This is a genomic window from Actinoallomurus sp. NPDC052308, from assembly GCF_040679195.1.
GTDB lineage: Bacteria > Actinomycetota > Actinomycetes > Streptosporangiales > Streptosporangiaceae > Actinoallomurus > Actinoallomurus liliacearum.
Map to the genome: position 1 here is coordinate 32,785 of NZ_JBFAUM010000005.1, position 17,258 is coordinate 50,042.

Annotated in this window: 18 protein-coding genes and 1 pseudogene; 4 read left to right on the top strand and 15 right to left on the bottom strand. The window is 70.6% G+C overall.

The features are described 5' to 3' along the window. Positions 1-169: 169 nt before the first annotated feature. Together AB0L00_RS17225 and fabG are read right to left on the bottom strand one after the other, a co-directional pair. Positions 170-2,422 (bottom strand): LuxR C-terminal-related transcriptional regulator, encoded by a 2,253-nt coding sequence (locus AB0L00_RS17225; RefSeq protein ID WP_364434579.1) that lies wholly within the window; start codon positions 2,420-2,422, stop codon positions 170-172. 206 nt (positions 2,423-2,628) lie between these two features. Next, positions 2,629-3,357 (bottom strand): 3-oxoacyl-ACP reductase FabG, encoded by a 729-nt coding sequence (gene fabG, locus AB0L00_RS17230; RefSeq protein WP_364434582.1) that lies wholly within the window; start codon positions 3,355-3,357, stop codon positions 2,629-2,631. A 70-nt stretch (positions 3,358-3,427) separates the two neighbouring features. On the opposite strand from fabG, the gene AB0L00_RS17235 reads away from it, so the two are divergent. From AB0L00_RS17235 to AB0L00_RS17245, 3 genes and pseudogenes are all read left to right on the top strand, one after another. Then, positions 3,428-4,588 (top strand): acyl-CoA dehydrogenase family protein, encoded by a 1,161-nt coding sequence (locus AB0L00_RS17235; RefSeq protein WP_364434585.1) that lies wholly within the window; start codon positions 3,428-3,430, stop codon positions 4,586-4,588. A 112-nt stretch (positions 4,589-4,700) separates the two neighbouring features. After that, on the top strand, positions 4,701-4,898 hold the full coding sequence (locus AB0L00_RS17240) for a hypothetical protein (RefSeq protein ID WP_364434588.1): 198 nt from the start codon (positions 4,701-4,703) through the stop codon (positions 4,896-4,898). Positions 4,899-5,113: 215 nt separating this feature from the next. Further along, a pseudogene (locus AB0L00_RS17245) lies at positions 5,114-5,245 on the top strand (acyl-CoA dehydrogenase family protein); the annotation flags it as partial. Between the two features lie 509 nt (positions 5,246-5,754). On the opposite strand, the gene AB0L00_RS17250 reads toward AB0L00_RS17245, so the two are convergent. Continuing rightward, positions 5,755-6,219, bottom strand: coding sequence for a hypothetical protein (locus tag AB0L00_RS17250; protein WP_364434591.1), 465 nt, complete (start codon positions 6,217-6,219; stop codon positions 5,755-5,757). 72 nt (positions 6,220-6,291) lie between these two features. Between AB0L00_RS17250 and AB0L00_RS17255 the strand changes: the two genes are divergently transcribed. Continuing rightward, entirely contained in the window at positions 6,292-6,600 is a 309-nt protein-coding gene (locus tag AB0L00_RS17255) for a hypothetical protein (protein ID WP_364434594.1), read from the top strand. Between the two features lie 294 nt (positions 6,601-6,894). Here the strand turns inward: AB0L00_RS17255 and AB0L00_RS17260 are convergent, their stop codons facing one another. The 12 genes from AB0L00_RS17260 to AB0L00_RS17315 form a co-directional block, all read right to left on the bottom strand. Beyond that, entirely contained in the window at positions 6,895-8,100 is a 1,206-nt protein-coding gene (locus AB0L00_RS17260) for an acetyl-CoA C-acetyltransferase (protein WP_364434596.1), read from the bottom strand. A gap of 76 nt (positions 8,101-8,176) precedes the next feature. Further along, positions 8,177-8,581 (bottom strand): hypothetical protein, encoded by a 405-nt coding sequence (locus AB0L00_RS17265; protein ID WP_364434599.1) that lies wholly within the window; start codon positions 8,579-8,581, stop codon positions 8,177-8,179. Positions 8,582-8,608: 27 nt separating this feature from the next. Beyond that, positions 8,609-9,772 carry a hydrogenase expression/formation protein HypE gene (hypE, locus tag AB0L00_RS17270; RefSeq protein WP_364434602.1) on the bottom strand — a complete coding sequence of 388 codons (1,164 nt, stop codon included), beginning with the start codon at positions 9,770-9,772 and terminating at the stop codon, positions 8,609-8,611. After that, on the bottom strand, positions 9,769-10,896 hold the full coding sequence (hypD, locus tag AB0L00_RS17275; RefSeq protein WP_364434605.1) for a hydrogenase formation protein HypD: 1,128 nt from the start codon (positions 10,894-10,896) through the stop codon (positions 9,769-9,771). The genes hypE and hypD overlap by 4 nt, the downstream gene beginning before the upstream one ends. A 6-nt stretch (positions 10,897-10,902) precedes the next feature. Beyond that, entirely contained in the window at positions 10,903-11,181 is a 279-nt protein-coding gene (locus tag AB0L00_RS17280) for a HypC/HybG/HupF family hydrogenase formation chaperone (protein ID WP_345350766.1), read from the bottom strand. Next, positions 11,129-11,521: a hydrogenase maturation nickel metallochaperone HypA gene (locus AB0L00_RS17285; RefSeq protein WP_345350769.1), complete on the bottom strand. Its 393-nt coding sequence runs from the start codon at positions 11,519-11,521 to the stop codon at positions 11,129-11,131. Before AB0L00_RS17285 ends, AB0L00_RS17280 begins: the two co-directional genes overlap by 53 nt. 122 nt (positions 11,522-11,643) lie before the next feature. Continuing rightward, positions 11,644-12,141: a hydrogenase maturation protease gene (locus tag AB0L00_RS17290; RefSeq protein WP_364434609.1), complete on the bottom strand. Its 498-nt coding sequence runs from the start codon at positions 12,139-12,141 to the stop codon at positions 11,644-11,646. Next, positions 12,138-13,562, bottom strand: coding sequence for a hypothetical protein (locus tag AB0L00_RS17295; RefSeq protein WP_364434612.1), 1,425 nt, complete (start codon positions 13,560-13,562; stop codon positions 12,138-12,140). The genes AB0L00_RS17290 and AB0L00_RS17295 overlap by 4 nt, the downstream gene beginning before the upstream one ends. Then, a complete protein-coding gene (locus tag AB0L00_RS17300; RefSeq protein WP_364434615.1) occupies positions 13,559-14,212 on the bottom strand; it encodes a DUF6084 family protein in 654 nt (217 codons plus the stop codon). Before AB0L00_RS17300 ends, AB0L00_RS17295 begins: the two co-directional genes overlap by 4 nt. Then, positions 14,205-14,837: a DUF5947 family protein gene (locus AB0L00_RS17305; protein WP_345350781.1), complete on the bottom strand. Its 633-nt coding sequence runs from the start codon at positions 14,835-14,837 to the stop codon at positions 14,205-14,207. Before AB0L00_RS17305 ends, AB0L00_RS17300 begins: the two co-directional genes overlap by 8 nt. Then, positions 14,834-15,415: a NifU family protein gene (locus AB0L00_RS17310; RefSeq protein ID WP_364434619.1), complete on the bottom strand. Its 582-nt coding sequence runs from the start codon at positions 15,413-15,415 to the stop codon at positions 14,834-14,836. The genes AB0L00_RS17305 and AB0L00_RS17310 overlap by 4 nt, the downstream gene beginning before the upstream one ends. 34 nt (positions 15,416-15,449) lie before the next feature. Next, positions 15,450-17,255, bottom strand: coding sequence for a nickel-dependent hydrogenase large subunit (locus AB0L00_RS17315; RefSeq protein WP_364434622.1), 1,806 nt, complete (start codon positions 17,253-17,255; stop codon positions 15,450-15,452). Positions 17,256-17,258 lie beyond the last annotated feature (3 nt).

Sequence of the window (17,258 nt, forward strand, 5' to 3'; positions counted from 1 at the left end):
CCGCCAGCGGGACGGATGACCCGGTCGCCAGGACGCTGCCCGACCCCCGGATCCGCCCGCCAGCGGGACGGATGACCCGGTCGCCAGGACGCTGCCCGACCCCCGGATCCGCCCGCCAGCGGGACGGATGACCCGGTCGCCAGGACGCTGCCCAGCCTTCTCGGGCGTCTCAGTTCGAGGTTTTCCGTTGTCCCATCCAGGCCGCGATCTGGGCACGGGAGTTGAAACCCAGCTTGTTCAGGATGTGCTCGACGTGGCCCTCGGCGGTGCGCTGGGCGATCACCAACTTGGCCGCGATGTCCCGGTTGCTCATGCCCTCCGTGACCAGGTGGGCGATCTCCTCCTCGCGGCGGGTGAGCAGCGAGCCGTCAAGACCGGCGGTCGTGGCGAGCCGCTCGCCCAGTGCGTAGGTGAGGGCCTTGCCGAACGGCATCACGGCGCCCTCCTCACAGGCCGCCGCGAAGGCGCGGTCGCCCAGGGCCGTCCGCACACGGGAGACGCACTCGTCGTGACAGCCCGCCAGGTGGCCGTACCCGGACGGCGGTGCGCCGATCAGCCGCCAGGTCGTCCGCAGGATGCCCAGCAGCCGGGCGGCCCGCTCGTGGTCCTCTTCGGCGGCGGCGATCCAGGCGAGGACCTCGAAGTCGACCCCCATCCCCAGCGGGTCGTCGAGCTCTCGGTGGAACCGCAGGCTGCGCCTCTCCAGCTCCGCCGCGCGTCGCAGGTCGCCCTGCCGCCGGCTCTCGACGCCCAGCGCCATGGTCACGTACGCCCTGTGCCAGCGCTCGCCGCTCGCCTCACAGACGGCCAGCCCCTCCTCCCCGTATGCCATGGCGGACTTGGAATCGCCACGGAAGGAGCAGGCGAGGGAGAGCCAGATCAGCCCCAGCGCCAGACCTTCGCGGTCCCCGGTCGCCCGGTGCGCGGCCACGCCGTCCTCGTAGTACCGGATCGCCGAGTCGGCGTCTCCCGCGTACATCGCGATCATCCCGCAGCACAGCGCGACGTACGCCTTGACGGATCGGGACCCGAGACGATCGGCGATGGTCCTGGCCTCGTGCAGCATGCTCATGGCCTGGCCGCTCTGCCCCTGCATGACGGCCATCCAGGCGTCGGCCCACAGCGCTCCGGCCCGCTCGGCGGTCGGCTCCCTCACCGCGGCGAGTCCGCGATCCAGCCAGTCGCGTCCCTCGGTGAGGTAGTAGTTGACGACCCAGTGATGACGCAGGCGGGCGGACATCTCCAGGCCGACGGCGCTCTGGCCCGGTGTGGCGAAGGAGTACTCCAGGGCCGCACGCAGGTTGGGATGTTCGGTCCGCAGGCGGGTGAGCCAGGCGACCTGGTCGGGGCCGAACCACTCGCGGTCCGCCCGGGCCACAAGGTCGCGGTAGTAGTCGCGGTGGCGTCGTTGGACGCGGGCCTCGCCGTCGGAGGCGATGAGGCGTTCGTGGCCGTACTGGCGGATGGTCTCCAGGAGGCGGTAGCGGACGGTTCCGGCGTGTTCCTCGCGGACCAGTACTGATTTGTCGACGAGTCCGATGACGAGGTCGAGGACGTCTTGGCGGGCGATGCCGTCGCCGGCGCAGACGGATTCGGCGGCTTCGAGGTCCAGGCCGCCGGAGAAGACCGAGACGCGTTCCCACAGGAGGCGTTCGGGTTCGGTGCACAGGCCGTAGCTCCAGTCGATCAGGGCGCGCAGGGTCTGGTGGCGGGGCAGGACGGTGCGCGATCCGGAGGTGAGCAGCCGGAACCGGTCGTCCAGGCGGGCCAGGAGCTGGGTGACCGACAGGGCCCGCAGCCGTACCGCCGCCAACTCGATCGCGAGCGGCAGCGCGTCGAGCCGGCGGCAGATCTGTTCGACCGTCTCGCGGTTGTCCTCGGTGACGATGAAGCCGGGCACGACCGCCTCGGCGCGTTCGGCGAACAGCCGGACGGCGTCGCCGGCGACGACGCCGGTGTCGGGGCTCGTCAGGGTGCGGCCGGTCACCGGGAGGCTGGGCACCGACAGGGTCTGTTCGCTGGCGATGCCGAGGGCCTGGCGGCTGGTGGCGAGGATCCGCAGGCGAGGGCACTCGTGCAGCAAGGTCTCGGCCAGCGACGCGGACTCCGGGAGCAGGTGTTCGCAGTTGTCCAGGACCAACAGGCCATGGGCGTCGCGGATGTGGTCGATCAGCACCTCGAGGGCGGGCCGGGTCGAGACGTCATCGATCCGCAGAGCGTCGCACACCGCGGGCATCAGGTTCCGGTTGTTCAGCTCGGCGAGCTCGACCAGCCACACACCGTCGGGGAAGGACCGGTGAATCAGCATGCCCACGCGGAGGGCCAGCCGGGTCTTGCCGACCCCGCCGACCCCGGTCAGCGTGACGAGCCGGGAGACCGACAGGAGTCGTTTGACCTCGGCCACCTCGTGCCGACGTCCCACGAAACTGGTCAGCTCGGCCGGCAGGCGCGGCCTGTGCGGTCGAGACCCGACTCGATCGGAGTTCAGGGCGTTCATCGGAGCCTCCCAGCGGCTCCTGACCGGCCAGACCACGGCAGAAGCTGCGGCTACGCGCAAACAAGAGTCTAGCCATCTGAATGGTCGTTAACGCAGAGTCACCGTCAAAACGGCTTTGCACTCCCTGGAGGTCACATGAACCGTCCCCCGGCGATCTCCAGGACGGCGCCCGTCATGTAGCTCGACAGGTCCGAGGCGAGGAACAGCACGACGTTCGCCACCTCCTCGGGCTCTCCCGCCCGCCCCATCGGGATCTCCCGCATCTTTCCCGCCCAGACGTCCTCGCGCATCGCCTCCGTCATCGCCGTCCTGATCAGCCCGGGCTGGACCGCGTTGACGCGTACGCCCAGGTAGGCGAGCTCCTTGGCGGCGGCCTTGGTCATGCCGACGATGCCCGCCTTGGCGGCGCTGTAGTTGGTCTGGCCGGCCATCCCGACCTTCCCGGAGATCGAGGAGACGTTCACGATCGCACCCCGGCGCTGCTCCCGCATGACGAGCGAGGCGGCGCGGGTGCCGTGCCAGGTGCCCTTGAGGTGGACGTCGATCACGGCGCCGAAGTCCTCCTCCGTCATCTTGCGCATGGTGGCATCCCGGGTGATGCCCGCGTTGTTCACCATGACGTCCAGCCCGCCGTGCTCCGTCACGCACCGATCGACCAGCGCCGACACCTCGGCGGCCGAGGTGACGTCGCACGCCACGGCGACCCCGCCGACCTCCTTGGCCGCCGCCCGCGCGGCGTCCAGGTCACGATCGCCGATCATCACGCGCGCGCCGTTCGCGGCGAACACCCGCGCCGTGGCCAGCCCGATGCCCTGTGCCGCGCCGGTGATCACGGCGCTCCGTCCCTCCAGCAGCCCCACGGATCCTCCTCGACTCGGGCGACTTCCGCCGTCATGCTCGCACGCCGCTACGGTGGGAGACCGAGGAGGCATGACCGTGCCCGAGCTGACCGAGGAAGAACGCGCCATCGTCGAGGTCGTCGCCGACTTCGTCGACCGGGAGGTACGCCCGGTCGTCCGCGACCTCGAGCACGCGAACACCTATCCCGAGCGCCTCATCGAGCGGATGAAGGAGCTGGGCGTCTTCGGGCTGGCCGTGCCCGAACCGTACGGCGAGGTCGCCGTTTCCAAGCGGTGCTACGTCCTCGTCACCGAGGAGCTGGCCCGCGGCTGGATGAGCCTGGCCGGGGCCTTCGGCGGTCACACGGTCGTCTCGCACCTGATCGGCGTCTTCGGCACCGAGGAGCAGAAGCGCCGCTACCTGCCCCGCATGGCGACCGGTGAGCTGCGGGCCACGATGGCGCTCACCGAGCCGTCCGGCGGCTCCGACCTCCAGGCGATCACGACCACCGCCCGGCGGGACGGCGATCACTACGTCGTCAACGGCGCGAAGATCTGGATCACCAACGCGCGCCGGGCGGGCCTCATCGCCCTGCTCTGCAAGACCGACCCCGAGGCGACGCCACGACACCGCGGCATCAGCATCCTGCTCGTCGAACCCGGACCCGGCCTGACCGTCTCCCGCGACCTGCCCAAGCTCGGGTACAAGGGCGTCGAGAGCTGTGAGCTGGCCTTCGACGACCACCGCGCGCCCCTCGACGCCGTGCTCGGTGGCGTGGAGGGCAGCGGATTCGCGCAGATGATGCGGGGCCTGGAGGTCGGCCGCATCCAGGTGGCCGCACGGGCGCTCGGCGTCGGACGCGCCGCGCTGGAGGACTCCCTGCGGTACGCCCAGGAGCGCGAGGCGTTCGGCCGGCCGATCTGGCAGCACCAGTCGATCGGCAACTACCTGGCCGACATGGCGACCCGGCTGCGGGCCGCGCAGTTGCTCACGCTCGACGCCGCCGACCGCCTGGACGGCGGCGAACGCTGCGACCTCGAGGCCGGCATGGCCAAGCTGTACGCGTCGGAGGCCGCGATGCGCATCGCCCTCGACGCCGTCCGCATCCACGGCGCGGCCGGCTACTCGACGGAATTCGACGTCGAGCGCTACTTCCGCGACGCCCCGCTCATGATCGTCGGCGAGGGCACCAACGAGATCCAGCGCAACGTCATCGTCAAGCAACTCATCGACCGCCACCGCCTCCCCTGACCTTCTCAACCGATTACGAGTCGCTGTTGACGCCGACGGTGCTCCTGGAACGATCGTTCATAGGGGTGGCAGCACGGACGCCACCCGACGAGACAACCGAGAGGAACCTGAAATGTCCGGTAACGCGAAGCGCTTCGACCAGCCGGGTGACGATGATGCGAACGCGTCGGTTCTCTGGTACGCAGCGCAGGAGTCTGGGCAGGTCGATGTCCAGGCCGGCGGCAACGGCAACAGCCACACGATCACGACGGTCAACGCAGGACAGACCGTCGCCGAGATCAAGGAGCAGGTGAGGGGGGCGCGGGGCTGAGCGTAGCCAGCTGACGCTCCGGTAGCCTCGGCCACCTGGCGCTCTGACAAGCAGACCAAGGCCCCGGGGAGCACTCTCAGCTCCCCGGGGCCTCTTCTTCTCGTTATGGAGGACGCTGACCACCGCAGGGAAGTGGCGAGGTCAGCGGCCAGCCAAAGACATCAGCACGGGCGCCGGGCGGGTGAGCCGGATCTGCTGCGGAAGGCGGCGCGGCGGGCTACTCGGCGGAGTTCGACGTCGAACGCTACTTCCGCGATGCCCCGCTCATGATCGTCGGCGAGGGCACCAACGAGATCCAGCGCAACGTCATCGTCAAGCAACTCATCGACCGCCACCGCCTCCACTGACCAACTTGCGCGCTCCTTCGCGCTCCGGACGGTTTCCGGCGTAAGGGACTAAACCAGATCAAAGACGGCGCGGTAAGCCACGTCGTCCTCATCCAATCAGGAGACAGCCAATGCTCGAGATCGAGGTCACCTACGCCACCATGAAGGTCGAGCTCAAGGCGAGCGCCCCGATCCCGCTCGACGTGCTGGAGGCATACAAGGCGGACGCGGGAGCACGCGAGTACATGCGGAACTGCGTGCGCGAAGCGCTGGACAGCTTCGGCGTCAAGGGCGTTTCGGCCCCTCAAGCTGGCGGTGTGGTCGACCCCCGATGGCGGCTCCGTCATCGTGGCCACGGGCACGTACACCGAGATCGTGGACCTGTGCGCCACCGCCGAGTAAGCAGGCCGAGGAACGCGCGAGCCTCGTCCAGCAGAGACCAGCCCCTGCCCACACGCAAGACGCGCAAGCGCTGGGCTGCTCGCATCTTCTCTTCTGGCATCACGGAATCAGTACAACACATAACTGGGTTACACAGGCACAATGAGGTGAGGCTTCCTCTGTTCAGCGGCGTAGTTCGCCGTATACCAGGTTCCCCTCGTCTGATCCACGTTGCGTGGAAAGGCGATCACGAACTCACTGCGGTCCACCATCCAACGATTCCGAAAGTGGTAAGCCTCGGTCGATGGATGACCCGGGTGTCGTAGTTCGATCAACTCGCTGAGCCGTCCCTTGTCCTGCGCAGTCGCTATCGCCTGGCGCGCTTCAAAGGGCTGATCGGCGAGCGTGCCGGGAGTCACCACAGTGATCTTCGATCTTGCCTTGGTCGCAAGCCAGAGAAGGGCAAGGGAATCAATGCCGATGGCACCTCCGATGTAGAAGTGCGTCGCCCCGTCGGCGAATGGCGCAAGGTACTCAGCGAATACCGCGTCGTACTCTCCGAGCGGCCGGTGTTCCGTCGTGCGGGTGCCTGTGATCGTTATCGCTGCGGGCATGCCGTACCTCCCACCACATGCCATCGGATGTCATCTGCCGTCCACACCGCCTCGCGGAGTTCCATCGACTCCATGACAGCTCAAGAAGCATCGCAGGAGGAGATCCCCGCCGGACTGAACCATGCTCAGAAGGTGGACCGGCTGGTTTATCTATGCCGGGAGCTGGCCAAGCGCGGGATCCGGGTCGAGATGAGCGATGCGCGGCCGGCGGTGACGGTGCGCTTAACTCTGACGGCGTCGCGGGTGTCGGTCGAGGTGGTCGATGGGGCGTTCGTGTGGCGCCGCGACGACTACGACAGGCACACCGCCGAGGACGTGGTCGGAGCGGCCGGCCGTATCGCCGACTACCTCAAGGCGCGTGCCGGGGACGGCCCGGCATGACCGGGTCACCACTTGTGGGCGCGTCACACCCGATCCCACAGCGTCTCGTCATGGACCCGGATCCTGCGTGGGTGATCTCGCGACGGTTCCCGGGCCTGGTGTTCTGGTTCGGCTGGTGCACCCGGTCCTGGTGGGCGTTGGTGCGAATTTCGGGCGGATGGCGGCTGGTGGAGGCGGCCGATGCGGATGACCTCACGCGTGCGGTGCTGGAGGCACAGAGCGGGGTGCGGCCTTGTGCGCAGAGGCCGCACCCCGTTGGCCGTTGTACGAGCTGATCAAGCGCTGCGAGATCCGTTAGGCGATGCGTTCGAAGACGGCGGCGAGGCCCTGGCCGCCGCCGATGCACATGGTCTCCAGGCCGTAGCGGGCGTCGCGGCGGCGCAGTTCGTACAGCAGGGTGGCGAGGATGCGGGCGCCGGTCGCGCCGACCGGGTGGCCGAGGGAGATGCCCGAGCCGTTGACGTTCAGCTTCTCGAGGTCGGCCTCGTCCAGGTCCCACTCGCGCAGGACGCCGAGCACCTGCGCTGCGAAGGCCTCGTTCAGCTCGATCAGGTCCATGTCGTCGAGGCTCAGCCCGGCGCGGCCGAGGGCCTTCTCGGTCGCGGGCACGGGGCCCAGCCCCATCAGGTGCGGGGGCACGCCGGCGACGGCCCAGGAGACCAGCCGGGCCTGGGGGGTCAGGCCGAGCGCGGTGGCCCGCTCCCGCGTCGTGACGAGGCAGACGGCGGCGCCGTCGTTCTGGCCGCTGGAGTTGCCCGCCGTGACGGTCGCGCCGTCGACGCGCATGACCGGCTTCAGCGTGGCGAGCCGGTCGAGGGTCGTGTCGGCGCGGGGGTGCTCATCCCGGTCGACGACCTGCACGCCCTTACGGTCGCGGACCTCCACGGGCACGATCTCGTCGGCGAACAGCCCCTTGTCCTGCGCGCGCACCGCCCGCTCGTGGGAGCGCAGCGCCAGCTCGTCCTGCTCCGTACGGCCGATCCCGTAGCGTTCGCGGACGTTCTCGGCGGTCTCCAGCATGCCGCCCGGCACGGGATACTGCTCCCCGCCCGCCGTGACACGGGCGCGGGCCAGCCGGTCGGTCAGCTTGATCTCCGGGCCGGGACGGCCCCAGCGCAGGTCGGTGGCGTAGTACTCGACGCCGCTCATGCTCTCCGTGCCGCCGGCGATGACCATGTCGCTCACGCCGGTCGCGACCTGCATCACCGCGTTGACGATGGCCTGCAGCCCGGATCCGCACCGCCGGTCCACCTGCACGCCGGCGACCTCGACCGGCAGACCCGCGTCCAGGGCGGCGACGCGGCCGATGGCGGGCGCCTCGCCGTTCGGGTTGCAGTTGCCGAGGATGACGTCGCCGATCTCCTGGGGGTCGACGCCGGTCCGCTCCACCAGCGCGCGGATCACCGTCACCGCGAGCTCCTGCGCGCTGACGTCCTTCAACGCCCCGCCGAACCGCCCCACCGGCGTACGAACCGGTGCACAGACCACAACCTCGCGCATGTCACCACTCCTCTCGCGATAACCCTACGTTTCAGGTCACGAGAGGGATCGCCGGGTCTTCCGGCAGGTGAGAACCTCAGCCGGCCTGGTCGCCGGGCGGCAGCTGCGGGCTCTCCTCCTCGGCCGTCTCGTGCGCGCCCACGCCGGTGCCGTGCTCGGCCGTCGCCTTACCGGCCGGGCGGTCGGCACCCTCGGCGGGTTCGGCGTTCCGCCCGGAGGCCATCTCCTCCGCCCGCGCGCTCTCGCTCGTGCCGACGCCCAGCGGGCTCCGCGCGTCCATGTCGGTCGACGGGACGCCCTCTTCCTCCTCCTCGGATGGGACGCGGCCCGGCCACTGCGGCTCGGGCGGAGGCGTCTGGAAGGCCTTGTCACCGGCCTGCCTCGTCTCCTCGCTCGCGGTGCCGACGTCGGGCGCGGAGCCGTGCTGCTCTTCGTCCTCGGGGAACCGGCCCGGGCGGTCGGCGCCCTCTGACTCCTTCACCGGGGAACCCCCCTTCTCCCATCACGGTCAGCAGATCCGGGGCAGCGGATCACCGACCAGCACATCGACGATGCGGGTGCCGCCGAACGCCGTCCGCAGCAGGACCAGCCCCGGCGGGTCCGCTCCGACCCGGCCGATCACGGCGGCCTCCGCGCCGAGCGGGTGGGAGCGCAGGGCGGCGAGCGCCGCGTCGGCGGCCGGCTCGGCCACGACGGCGACCATCCGGCCCTCGCAGGCGACGTACAGCGGGTCGATGCCGAGCAGCTCGCACGCTCCGCGCACGGCGGTGCGGACCGGGATGGCGTTCTCCTCCAGCACGACGGAGACCTTGGACGCCTCGGCCATCTCGTTGAGGATGGTCGCGACGCCGCCTCGGGTCGCGTCGCGCAGGAACCGGACCCGCCCGTCGGGGCAGGCGTCCAGCAGCGGCCCGGTGAGCTCGCTGAGCGGCGCGGTGTCGGAGGTCAGGTCGGCCTCGATGTCGAGCTCACCCCGCGCCAGCATGATCGTGATGCCGTGCTCGCCGATGGGGCCGGAGACGATCACGACGTCGCCGGGCCGGGCCGCGGACACGCTCAGCGTCGCGTCACGGTCGAGCACGCCGATGCCGGTCGTGTTGATGTAGCAGCCGTCGCCCTTGCCGCGCTGCACGACCTTGGTGTCGCCGGTGACGATGTTGACGCCCGCCCGCTCGGCCGCCGTCGCCATCGACTCGGCGATGCGCCGCAGGTCGGCGATCGGGAAGCCCTCTTCGAGGATGAACCCGGCGGACAGGTGCCGCGGCCGGGCCCCGCACATCGCCAGGTCGTTCACCGTGCCGTTGACGGCCAGGTCGCCGATGTTGCCGCCGGGGAAGAACAGCGGCGTCACCACGAACGAGTCGGTGCTGAAGGCGAGCCCGTTCACGGTCGCGCCGTCCTCGAGAGGCTCCAGCAGCGGGTTGCGGAACGCCTCCATGAACACCGCCTCGATCAGGTTGTGCGTGGCCTTGCCGCCGGCGCCGTGGCTGAGGTTGATGTACTCCTCCCGGACGCGCGCCTTCCGGTGCCGGGCCCGCTCGATCCGCTCGAGGACCTGCGCCTCCCGGTCCCCGGGGACCTCCCGTACGGGCCCCGCCCGTGGCCGCTCGTCCCGTACGGCCGCGCCCGGTCGCTCGTCGCGTGCGGCCGCTCCCGGCCGCTCGTCGTTCATCGCGTCGTCGCCTCCTTCACCCGCTCGCGGGCGAACCGGCCGTAGTTGTAGTACGCCGCGCAGGCGCCCTCGGACGACACCATGCAGGTGCCGATCGGCGTCTCCGGCGTGCACGCGGTGCCGAAGACCTTGCACTCCCACGGCTTGAGGACGCCCTTGAGCACCTCGCCGCACTGGCAGGCCTTCGGGTCGGCCACCCGGCTGCCCGGGATCTCGAAGATCCGCTCGGCGTCGAAGGCGGCGTACCGTTCCCGCACCCGCAGCGCGGAGTGCGAGATGAAGCCCAGGCCACGCCACTCGAAGTACGGGCGCAGCTCCATGACCTCGTTGATCGCCATGAGCGCCCGGCGGTTGCCGTCGTACGGGACGACGCGGGAGTACTGGTTCTCCACCTCGCTGCGGCCCTCGGCGAGCTGCAGCAGGATCATGTAGATCGACTGGAGCACGTCCAGCGGCTCGAACCCGGACGTGACCAGCGGTTTGCCGTAGTCGCGGGCGATGAACTCGTACGGCCGGCAGCCGATGATCGTCGAGACGTGGCCCGGCCCGATGAACCCGTCCAGGCGCAGGTCGGGCGAGTCGAGGATCGCCTTGATCGCCGGGATGATCGTCACGTGGTTGCAGAAGATCGAGAAGTTCTCGATCCCCTCGGCCTTGGCGCGCAGCACGGTCATCGCGGTCGACGGCGCGGTGGTCTCGAAGCCGATGGCCATGAAGACGACCCGCCGGTCCGGGTTCTGCCGGGCGACCTTGAGGGCGTCCAGCGGGCTGTAGACCATGCGGATGTCGGAGCCCTCCGCCATCGACTCGAAGAACGAACCGCGGCCGCCCGGCACCCGCATCATGTCGCCGAACGAGGTCATGATCACGTCAGGCTGCTCGGCGATGTGGATCGCGTCGTCCACCCGGCCCATCGGGATCACGCAGACCGGGCAGCCCGGCCCGTGCACCAGCGTGATCGTCTCGGGCAGGTAGTCCTCCAAGCCGTGCTTGTAGATGGTGTGCGTGTGGCCGCCGCACACCTCCATGAACTTGTAGCGCCGGCCCGGCTCGCACAGCGAGGCGATCTTCGCGGCCAGGGCCTGCGCCTTCTCCGCGTCGCGGTACTCGTCCACGAAGCGCATCGGGGCTCACCCCTTCTCGATCGTCGAGTCGCGCAGGGCGGCCATCTCATCGGCGTACGCCTGGCCGATTCCCTCGAGGAAGGCCAGCGCCGCCTTCGCCTCCTCCTCGTCGATCTTCGACAACGCGAAGCCGACGTGGATGAGGATCCAGTCGCCGGGCGCGAGGTGCTCGCCGTCCAGCAGGCCGATGTTGATCGCGCGCCGGACGCCGCTCACGTCCACCTTGGCGAGGTCAGGCCGATCCGGAAGGATCTGCACGATCTCGCCGGGAATTCCCAGGCACATGTGCCGCCTCCACCAACTCGATTGACTCGAGGACGAGCTCGTCGCCGCCCTCGATCGCCAGGTCGGTCCCGCCGCACGCGGGGCACACCGCCACGAGGCCGTCCGACGTCGTGGTCCGGTCGCACCGGCCGCAGGTCAGCCGGACCGGGTCCACGATCAGCTCCACGTGCGCGCCGTCCGCCACCGTCCCGTCGGCGGCCAGCGCGAACGCCTGGTCGAGGGCGTCCGGGCTGATCCGCAGCAGGACCCCCGCCCGTACGCGCGCCCGCCGCACCGGACGGCCGTCCGCGCGCCGCTCCACGGCCGCCAGGACCGCCTCAGCGATTCCGAATTCATGCATGTGGGCTCCTCACATTCGCCGGATCTTCAGGTAGCGCTTGATGTCGGGCAGCGACTGGACGAACAGGAACGTCAGCCCGGTCAGCGCTCCCGCCACCGCGGTGCCGAGAAGCAGGCGTTTCATCACTGATCACCCCTCCTTCCGGTCGAGGGCTCCACGTCGGAGACCAGTTCTTCGTGGATCAGGTCGAGGACGAGGTCGGCGGCCGGGGCGACCGCATCGGCCACCGGGGGGCTCAGATCCATGCCGGGGGAGGTGTCGGCGGGCTCGCAGCCGACGAGGAGGACTTGTCCGGTCGTGCCGTCCAGCGTCGCGGCCAGGGCCAGCACGGCCTCAGGCGTCATGTCGTGCGCGTCGACGGAGCCGTCCGCGACGTCGCCGGGGGCGGGCCGCAGCACGTAGAGCGTGCCGGGCGGGCCGCCGCGGGGCACCGCGTCGATCAGGATCGTGGCGGCGTATCCGCCGGTCAGCTCGTACGCGAGGTGGATGCCGCCGATGCCGAAGTCGGTGACCGTCACGCCCTCGGGCAGGACCATGCCGGTGAGCCGGCGGGCGACCACGCTGCCGAACCCGTCGTCCCCGAGGAAGATGTTGCCGCAGCCCGCGACCAGGATCGTCATGAGCCGCCTCCCGGTCCGGCGCCTCCCGGTCCGGCATCTCCCGGTTCGGCGTCGCCGGGCAGGGGCTCCACCTCGTCCGGGGCGAAGTAGCGGAACCTGCCCTGCGCACGCGCCAGGTCGGCGCCGGGGTCGTCCTCGAGCGTCACCGCGAGGTACCGGACGCCGTCGACGTCCTCGAAGACGGCCTCGACCAGGGCCGCGCGCCCCGCCAGGAACATGTCGTGCGCGTCCGCCCGCCGCCGGCCCGGCCGGAGCCGTACGCGGCTGCCCCGGGCGACGCGGACACCGGAGACGACCACGCTGTCGGTCTCCGGCGCCACGCTCCGGTCCGCCCCGGGGTTCCACCAGGGCGGTTGCCCCTCGGACGGGGCGGCCTCGGGCCGGGTGACCTGCCGGATGGCGCCGTGCAGCCGCTCCATCAGCTCCGGCGGGAGGCCGCCGACGCGTTCGATCAGCTCGGCGGCGCGCGGGTCGGTCGCCCGCGCCTCCGCCCGTTCCCGGTCGGTGAGGGTGAGGGTGCGCAGGCTGAGCAGCTCGTCGATCTCGGTCGAGTCGAACAGCGGCCCTGGGCTCTCCGGCGCGATCGCCGGATGGTCGTACAGGATGATCGGCGCGGACAGCACGACGTCGTGCTCGCCCGGCTCGCCCGCGAGCACCGGCCAGGTGTGCCGGTTCCGGCAGCCCGCCGCGGCCGGGGCCGCCCACTCGGGCGGATCGATCAGTGAGATGAAGTCGCCGCCGCTCAGTCCGATGATGAGGTGGGTGGCGAGCAGTGAACGCCGCAGCGCCTGCTCGCGCGGCGCGCTCGCGTCCGCCCAGCCGTGCGTGTTCGCGACCGTGACGCGGAGCCGGGTCAGTCCGTACGGTCCGGGCAGCCGCTCGGCCCGGACCCGCAGGGCGGCGCGCAGGGACAGGTGGTCCAGGACGACGTGACCGCGCTGCTCTCCCCGCGCGTCCGTGATCGGCTCCGTCGCCCGCTCCCCGCACACGCCGATCACGATGGTCCGTTCGACGCCGATGACGTCCCCGAGGCGGAGCACGACCTCCGCCTCGCGTTCCGCCGCGTCCTCGTAGGTCAGGTACGTGGCGTCGCCGACGGTGAGACCCGTCACCGGCTGGAACCGGCCGCCCACCGCCTCCTCGACGGTCCGGGTCCGCAGGTGGAGAAAGCGGAGCAGCACCCGGAGTTCGGCCTCCGGGTCGGCGGTCAGCAGGCACTCGGTCACGCTCGCCGACGGTTCGGCGGTCGCCGGGTAACCGGGCGGCACGAGCACGCCGAACTGCCAGCGCACGCGGTTCTTGGTGGCCGAGGCGCGGTACGGGTACAGCAGGTAGCCCTCGTAGAGGATCGCGTCGGCGACCTGCCGGGCCCGGTCCATCGCCGGGTGGGGCGGCGTGTCGGCGGGTTCGTGTCGCCTCATCGGTCTCCGGCCTCCTCGAGCAGCCGTTCGACGGTCTCGTCCCAGGTCGCCAGCGCGCGGGCGGACTTGTAGCGCAGGAGACCCCGCAGGGTGTCCCGGCGCAGCCGCAGCCAGCCGGTGCCGGGGAAGTACAGGTCCATCACCTCGCGCCACAGCGCCACGGGCAGCCGGTAGCGCGCCTCGCGGTCCCAGGGCACCGGCGTGACCTCGAAACCGTGCTCCGTCCGGCAGAACACGGTGCCGCTGAACAGCAGCAGCAGCGGGATCTCCCCGTCCTCCAGCGAGGCGAAGTACTTGCCCGCGGCGACCTCGAGGTCGTACCCGCAGGGCACCGGCACGTCGACGTCGGTGCTCCCGGTGAACGGCGGAACCGTGACGGAGAGGGTGGCGAGCTGCATCGCCCGGACCGTGTCGCGCCAGCGGGCGACGGGGCCGAACAGGTCGCCGAGCAGCTCCGCCTCGCCCGTCGTGTACTGCCGCCGCGCGGGCTCGATCCGGATCTGGCAGCGCAGCGCGATGGCGTGTACGCCGCCGGGCGTGTCGTCGGTGATGCGCAGCCGCAGGACGAGCGTCGGGACGGCGGCGTACGGGTCCGCCTGCGCGCCCACGCACGCGAATTCCGGGGCGCAGGGGAACCGCGGATCATCCATCGCCCGCCTCCTCCGGGAGGACCTCACGGGCGCGACCACGAAGCGCGGCGAAGTAGTCCTCGATCGCCTCCCACGCCTCCTGGCCGCCGGCGAAGCCGCGCCAGTGCAGCCGTACGATCCCGACCAGCTCGTAGCAGGCGTCGATCGGCACGAGGTAGCAGGCGAACCGGTCCTCGGCGGCCCGGTCGACCAGCAGGGCCTCGACGTCGGGCCGTACGCCGGCGAGCGCCGGGTTGGCGGCGAGCACGCGATCCCAGGTGCCGAGGGGGAGCTGCGACTCGGTGGCGCCGCCGGGGCTCGGGTAGAAGGCGACGTTCCGGCCGAGCGTGGAGTTGTGGAAGAAGAAGGCCATGCGGACGGGGATCTGGAGCTCGTCCCAGTCGGCGGCCGACATCCGGAAGTCCCGGGTGTGGAGGTAACGGTCGGGCACCGAGCGGAACCGCCCCCGGCCCGCTCCGTCCTGGGTGAACAGCAGGTGGCAGGGCGAGCACGTGCACAGCAGCGCGCGGGACTCCAGGTTCACGACGTGGCCGTGCCCGTCGCCGAAGGGCTCGGCGCACAACTCGCAGCGCTCCACGTCCGCGGCCGGAGGCTCGCGGAACCGGCGGAGTCCGCCCCAGGTCACCGGACCGCCTCCTCCGGCACCGGGCAGGGACCGGGCGGCGTACGGGGCCGGGGGCCGATCTGGAGCAGCCGGGGCCCGGGCTCCGGCTCGGGGACCAGGCCCTCGACGTCGACGCGCGAGACCTCCGGGGCCGCGCCGGCGATGGCGCGCTCGATGGCCTGGGTCACGGTGACCCGCGAGGACGGGCAGCCGTGGCACGTCCCCTCCAGCCGCAGCCGTACGACGCCCTCCGCGTCGACGCCGAGCAGCTCCACACCGCCGTCGTGCAGGCCGAGGTACGGGCGCACCTGGTCCAGCGCGGCGCGGACCCGCTCCTCCGCCGTCAGCGGGTGCAGGTCGTGGAGGACCAGCAGGCCGGAGACGAGCTCGTCCGAGGCGAGCCGGCGCAGTGTCTCGGCCGCGTCCGTCTCGGTGACGATCTCCATGACGCGTTCGAGCCCGGCGCCGTACAGGCCGACCACGGAGCGCAGCAGCTCCTCGACCTTCGCCGCGGTCGCGGCGTCGCCGAGCCGGCCGAGCTCGGCCAGCAGCGCGTCCACCCGGTCGCCCGTCGCGCGGACGTCGTACGTGCCCGGCATGTCGGCCCCCCTCTCCGCGACCTGCCGGCTCCGGTCACAACGGACCGAAGGCGTGTGGACTGTGCAGTGTGCGCAGCTCCTTGCCCTTGCCGAGGTACATGTGCACGCCGCAGGGCAGGCACGGGTCGAAGCTGCGGACGGTCCGCATGATGTCGATGCCCTTGAACGTCTCCGGTGGGTTCTCCTCGAAGATCGGGGTGTTCTGCACCGCGTCCTCGTACGGTCCCGGCGTCCCGTAGGAGTCGCGGACGCTGGCGTTCCACGGCGTCGGCGGGTACGGGTGGTAGTTGGCGATCTTGCCGTCCCTGATCACCATGTGGTGGGACAGGACGCCGCGGACGGCCTCGGTGAAGCCGCAGCTGATCGCCTCGTCCGGCACGGTGAACGGCGACCAGGTCTGCGTGTGCCCCTGCCGGACCTCGTTCATGGCCTGCTCGCAGAAGTACAGCGCACACGCGGCGGAGTACGCCTGGAAGTAGGTGCGGGCCCGGTTGCGCTCGATCGCGTTGGACAGCGGTTCGCCGTTCCACTGCGGGATCCGCCACTCGAACGTCGTCTCCGGCAGCGTCGCCGTCTTCGGCAGGTTGATCACCACGCTGTGGCCGGTCGACCTGACGTAGCCGATGTCCAGCAGCCCGGACAGCGCCGTCGACCAGAGCCGCGCGAGCGGCCCGCCGCCGGTGTCGAGCGCCAGCAGGTTCTCCCCGTCGAACCAGCGCGGCGACATCACCCAGCTGTACTTGTTCTTGAAATCGCGCTTCTGCGGCTTCGGGATCGTGTGCTGGTTCCACGGGTGCCTGATGTCCACCGGGTTGCCGAGCGGGTCGGTCCGCACGAACGGCTCCTGGTCCGCCCAGTCGTCGTAGTACGAGCTGCCGAGCAGGATCCGGATGCCGAGGTTGATGTCGACCAGGTCGTTGGTGATCAGGCTCCCGTCGACGATCACGCCCGGGGTGACGAACATCCGCCGGCCCCAGTCGGACATGTTCTCGTACCGGAAGTCGCAGTGCTCCGGGTCGTTCAGGCTCCCCCAGCAGCCGAGCAGCACCCGCCGCCGGCCCACCTCCTGATAGCCGGGCATCGCGTCGTAGATGAAGTCGAACAGGTCGTCGTGCATGGGAACGACCCGCTTCATGAACTCCACGTACTTGGTGAGCCGGGTGAGGTAGTCGGTGAACAGCTGGATCGTCGCGACCGTGCCGACGCCGCCCGGATACAGCGTGGACGGGTGGACGTGCCTGCCCTCCATCAGGCAGAACATCTCCCGCGTCGTACGGCTCACGGCCAGGGCCTCGCGGTAGAAGTCCCCTTCGAGAGGGTTCAGCGAGCGCATGATGTCGGCGATCGTGCGGTAGCCGTGCTCGCCGGCGTGCGGAGCCTCGGTGCGTTCGGCCTGGGCCAGCACGCCCGGGTTGGTCTCGCGGATCATCTTCTCGCAGTAGTCGACCCCGACCAGGTTCTCCTGGAAGATGTTGTGGTCGAACATGTACTCGGCGGCCTCGCCGAGGTTGATGATCCACTCGCCGAGGGCCGGCGGGCGCACGTCGTAGGCCATGTTCTGCGCGTACACCGAGCAGGTGGCGTGGTTGTCGCCGCAGATCCCGCAGATCCGGCTCGTGATGAAGTGCGCGTCGCGCGGGTCCTTGCCCTTCATGAAGATGCTGTAGCCCCGGAAGATCGACGAGGTGCTGTAGCACTCGGCGACCTCCCGGTTGGCGAAGTCGACCTTGGCGTAGATGCCGAGGCTCCCGACGATGCGGGTGATCGGGTCCCACGCCATCTCGACGAGGTTGCGCTCCCGCTGCTCGGCGGGCTTCGCGCGCTGCGGTGCGGTGGTCATGGG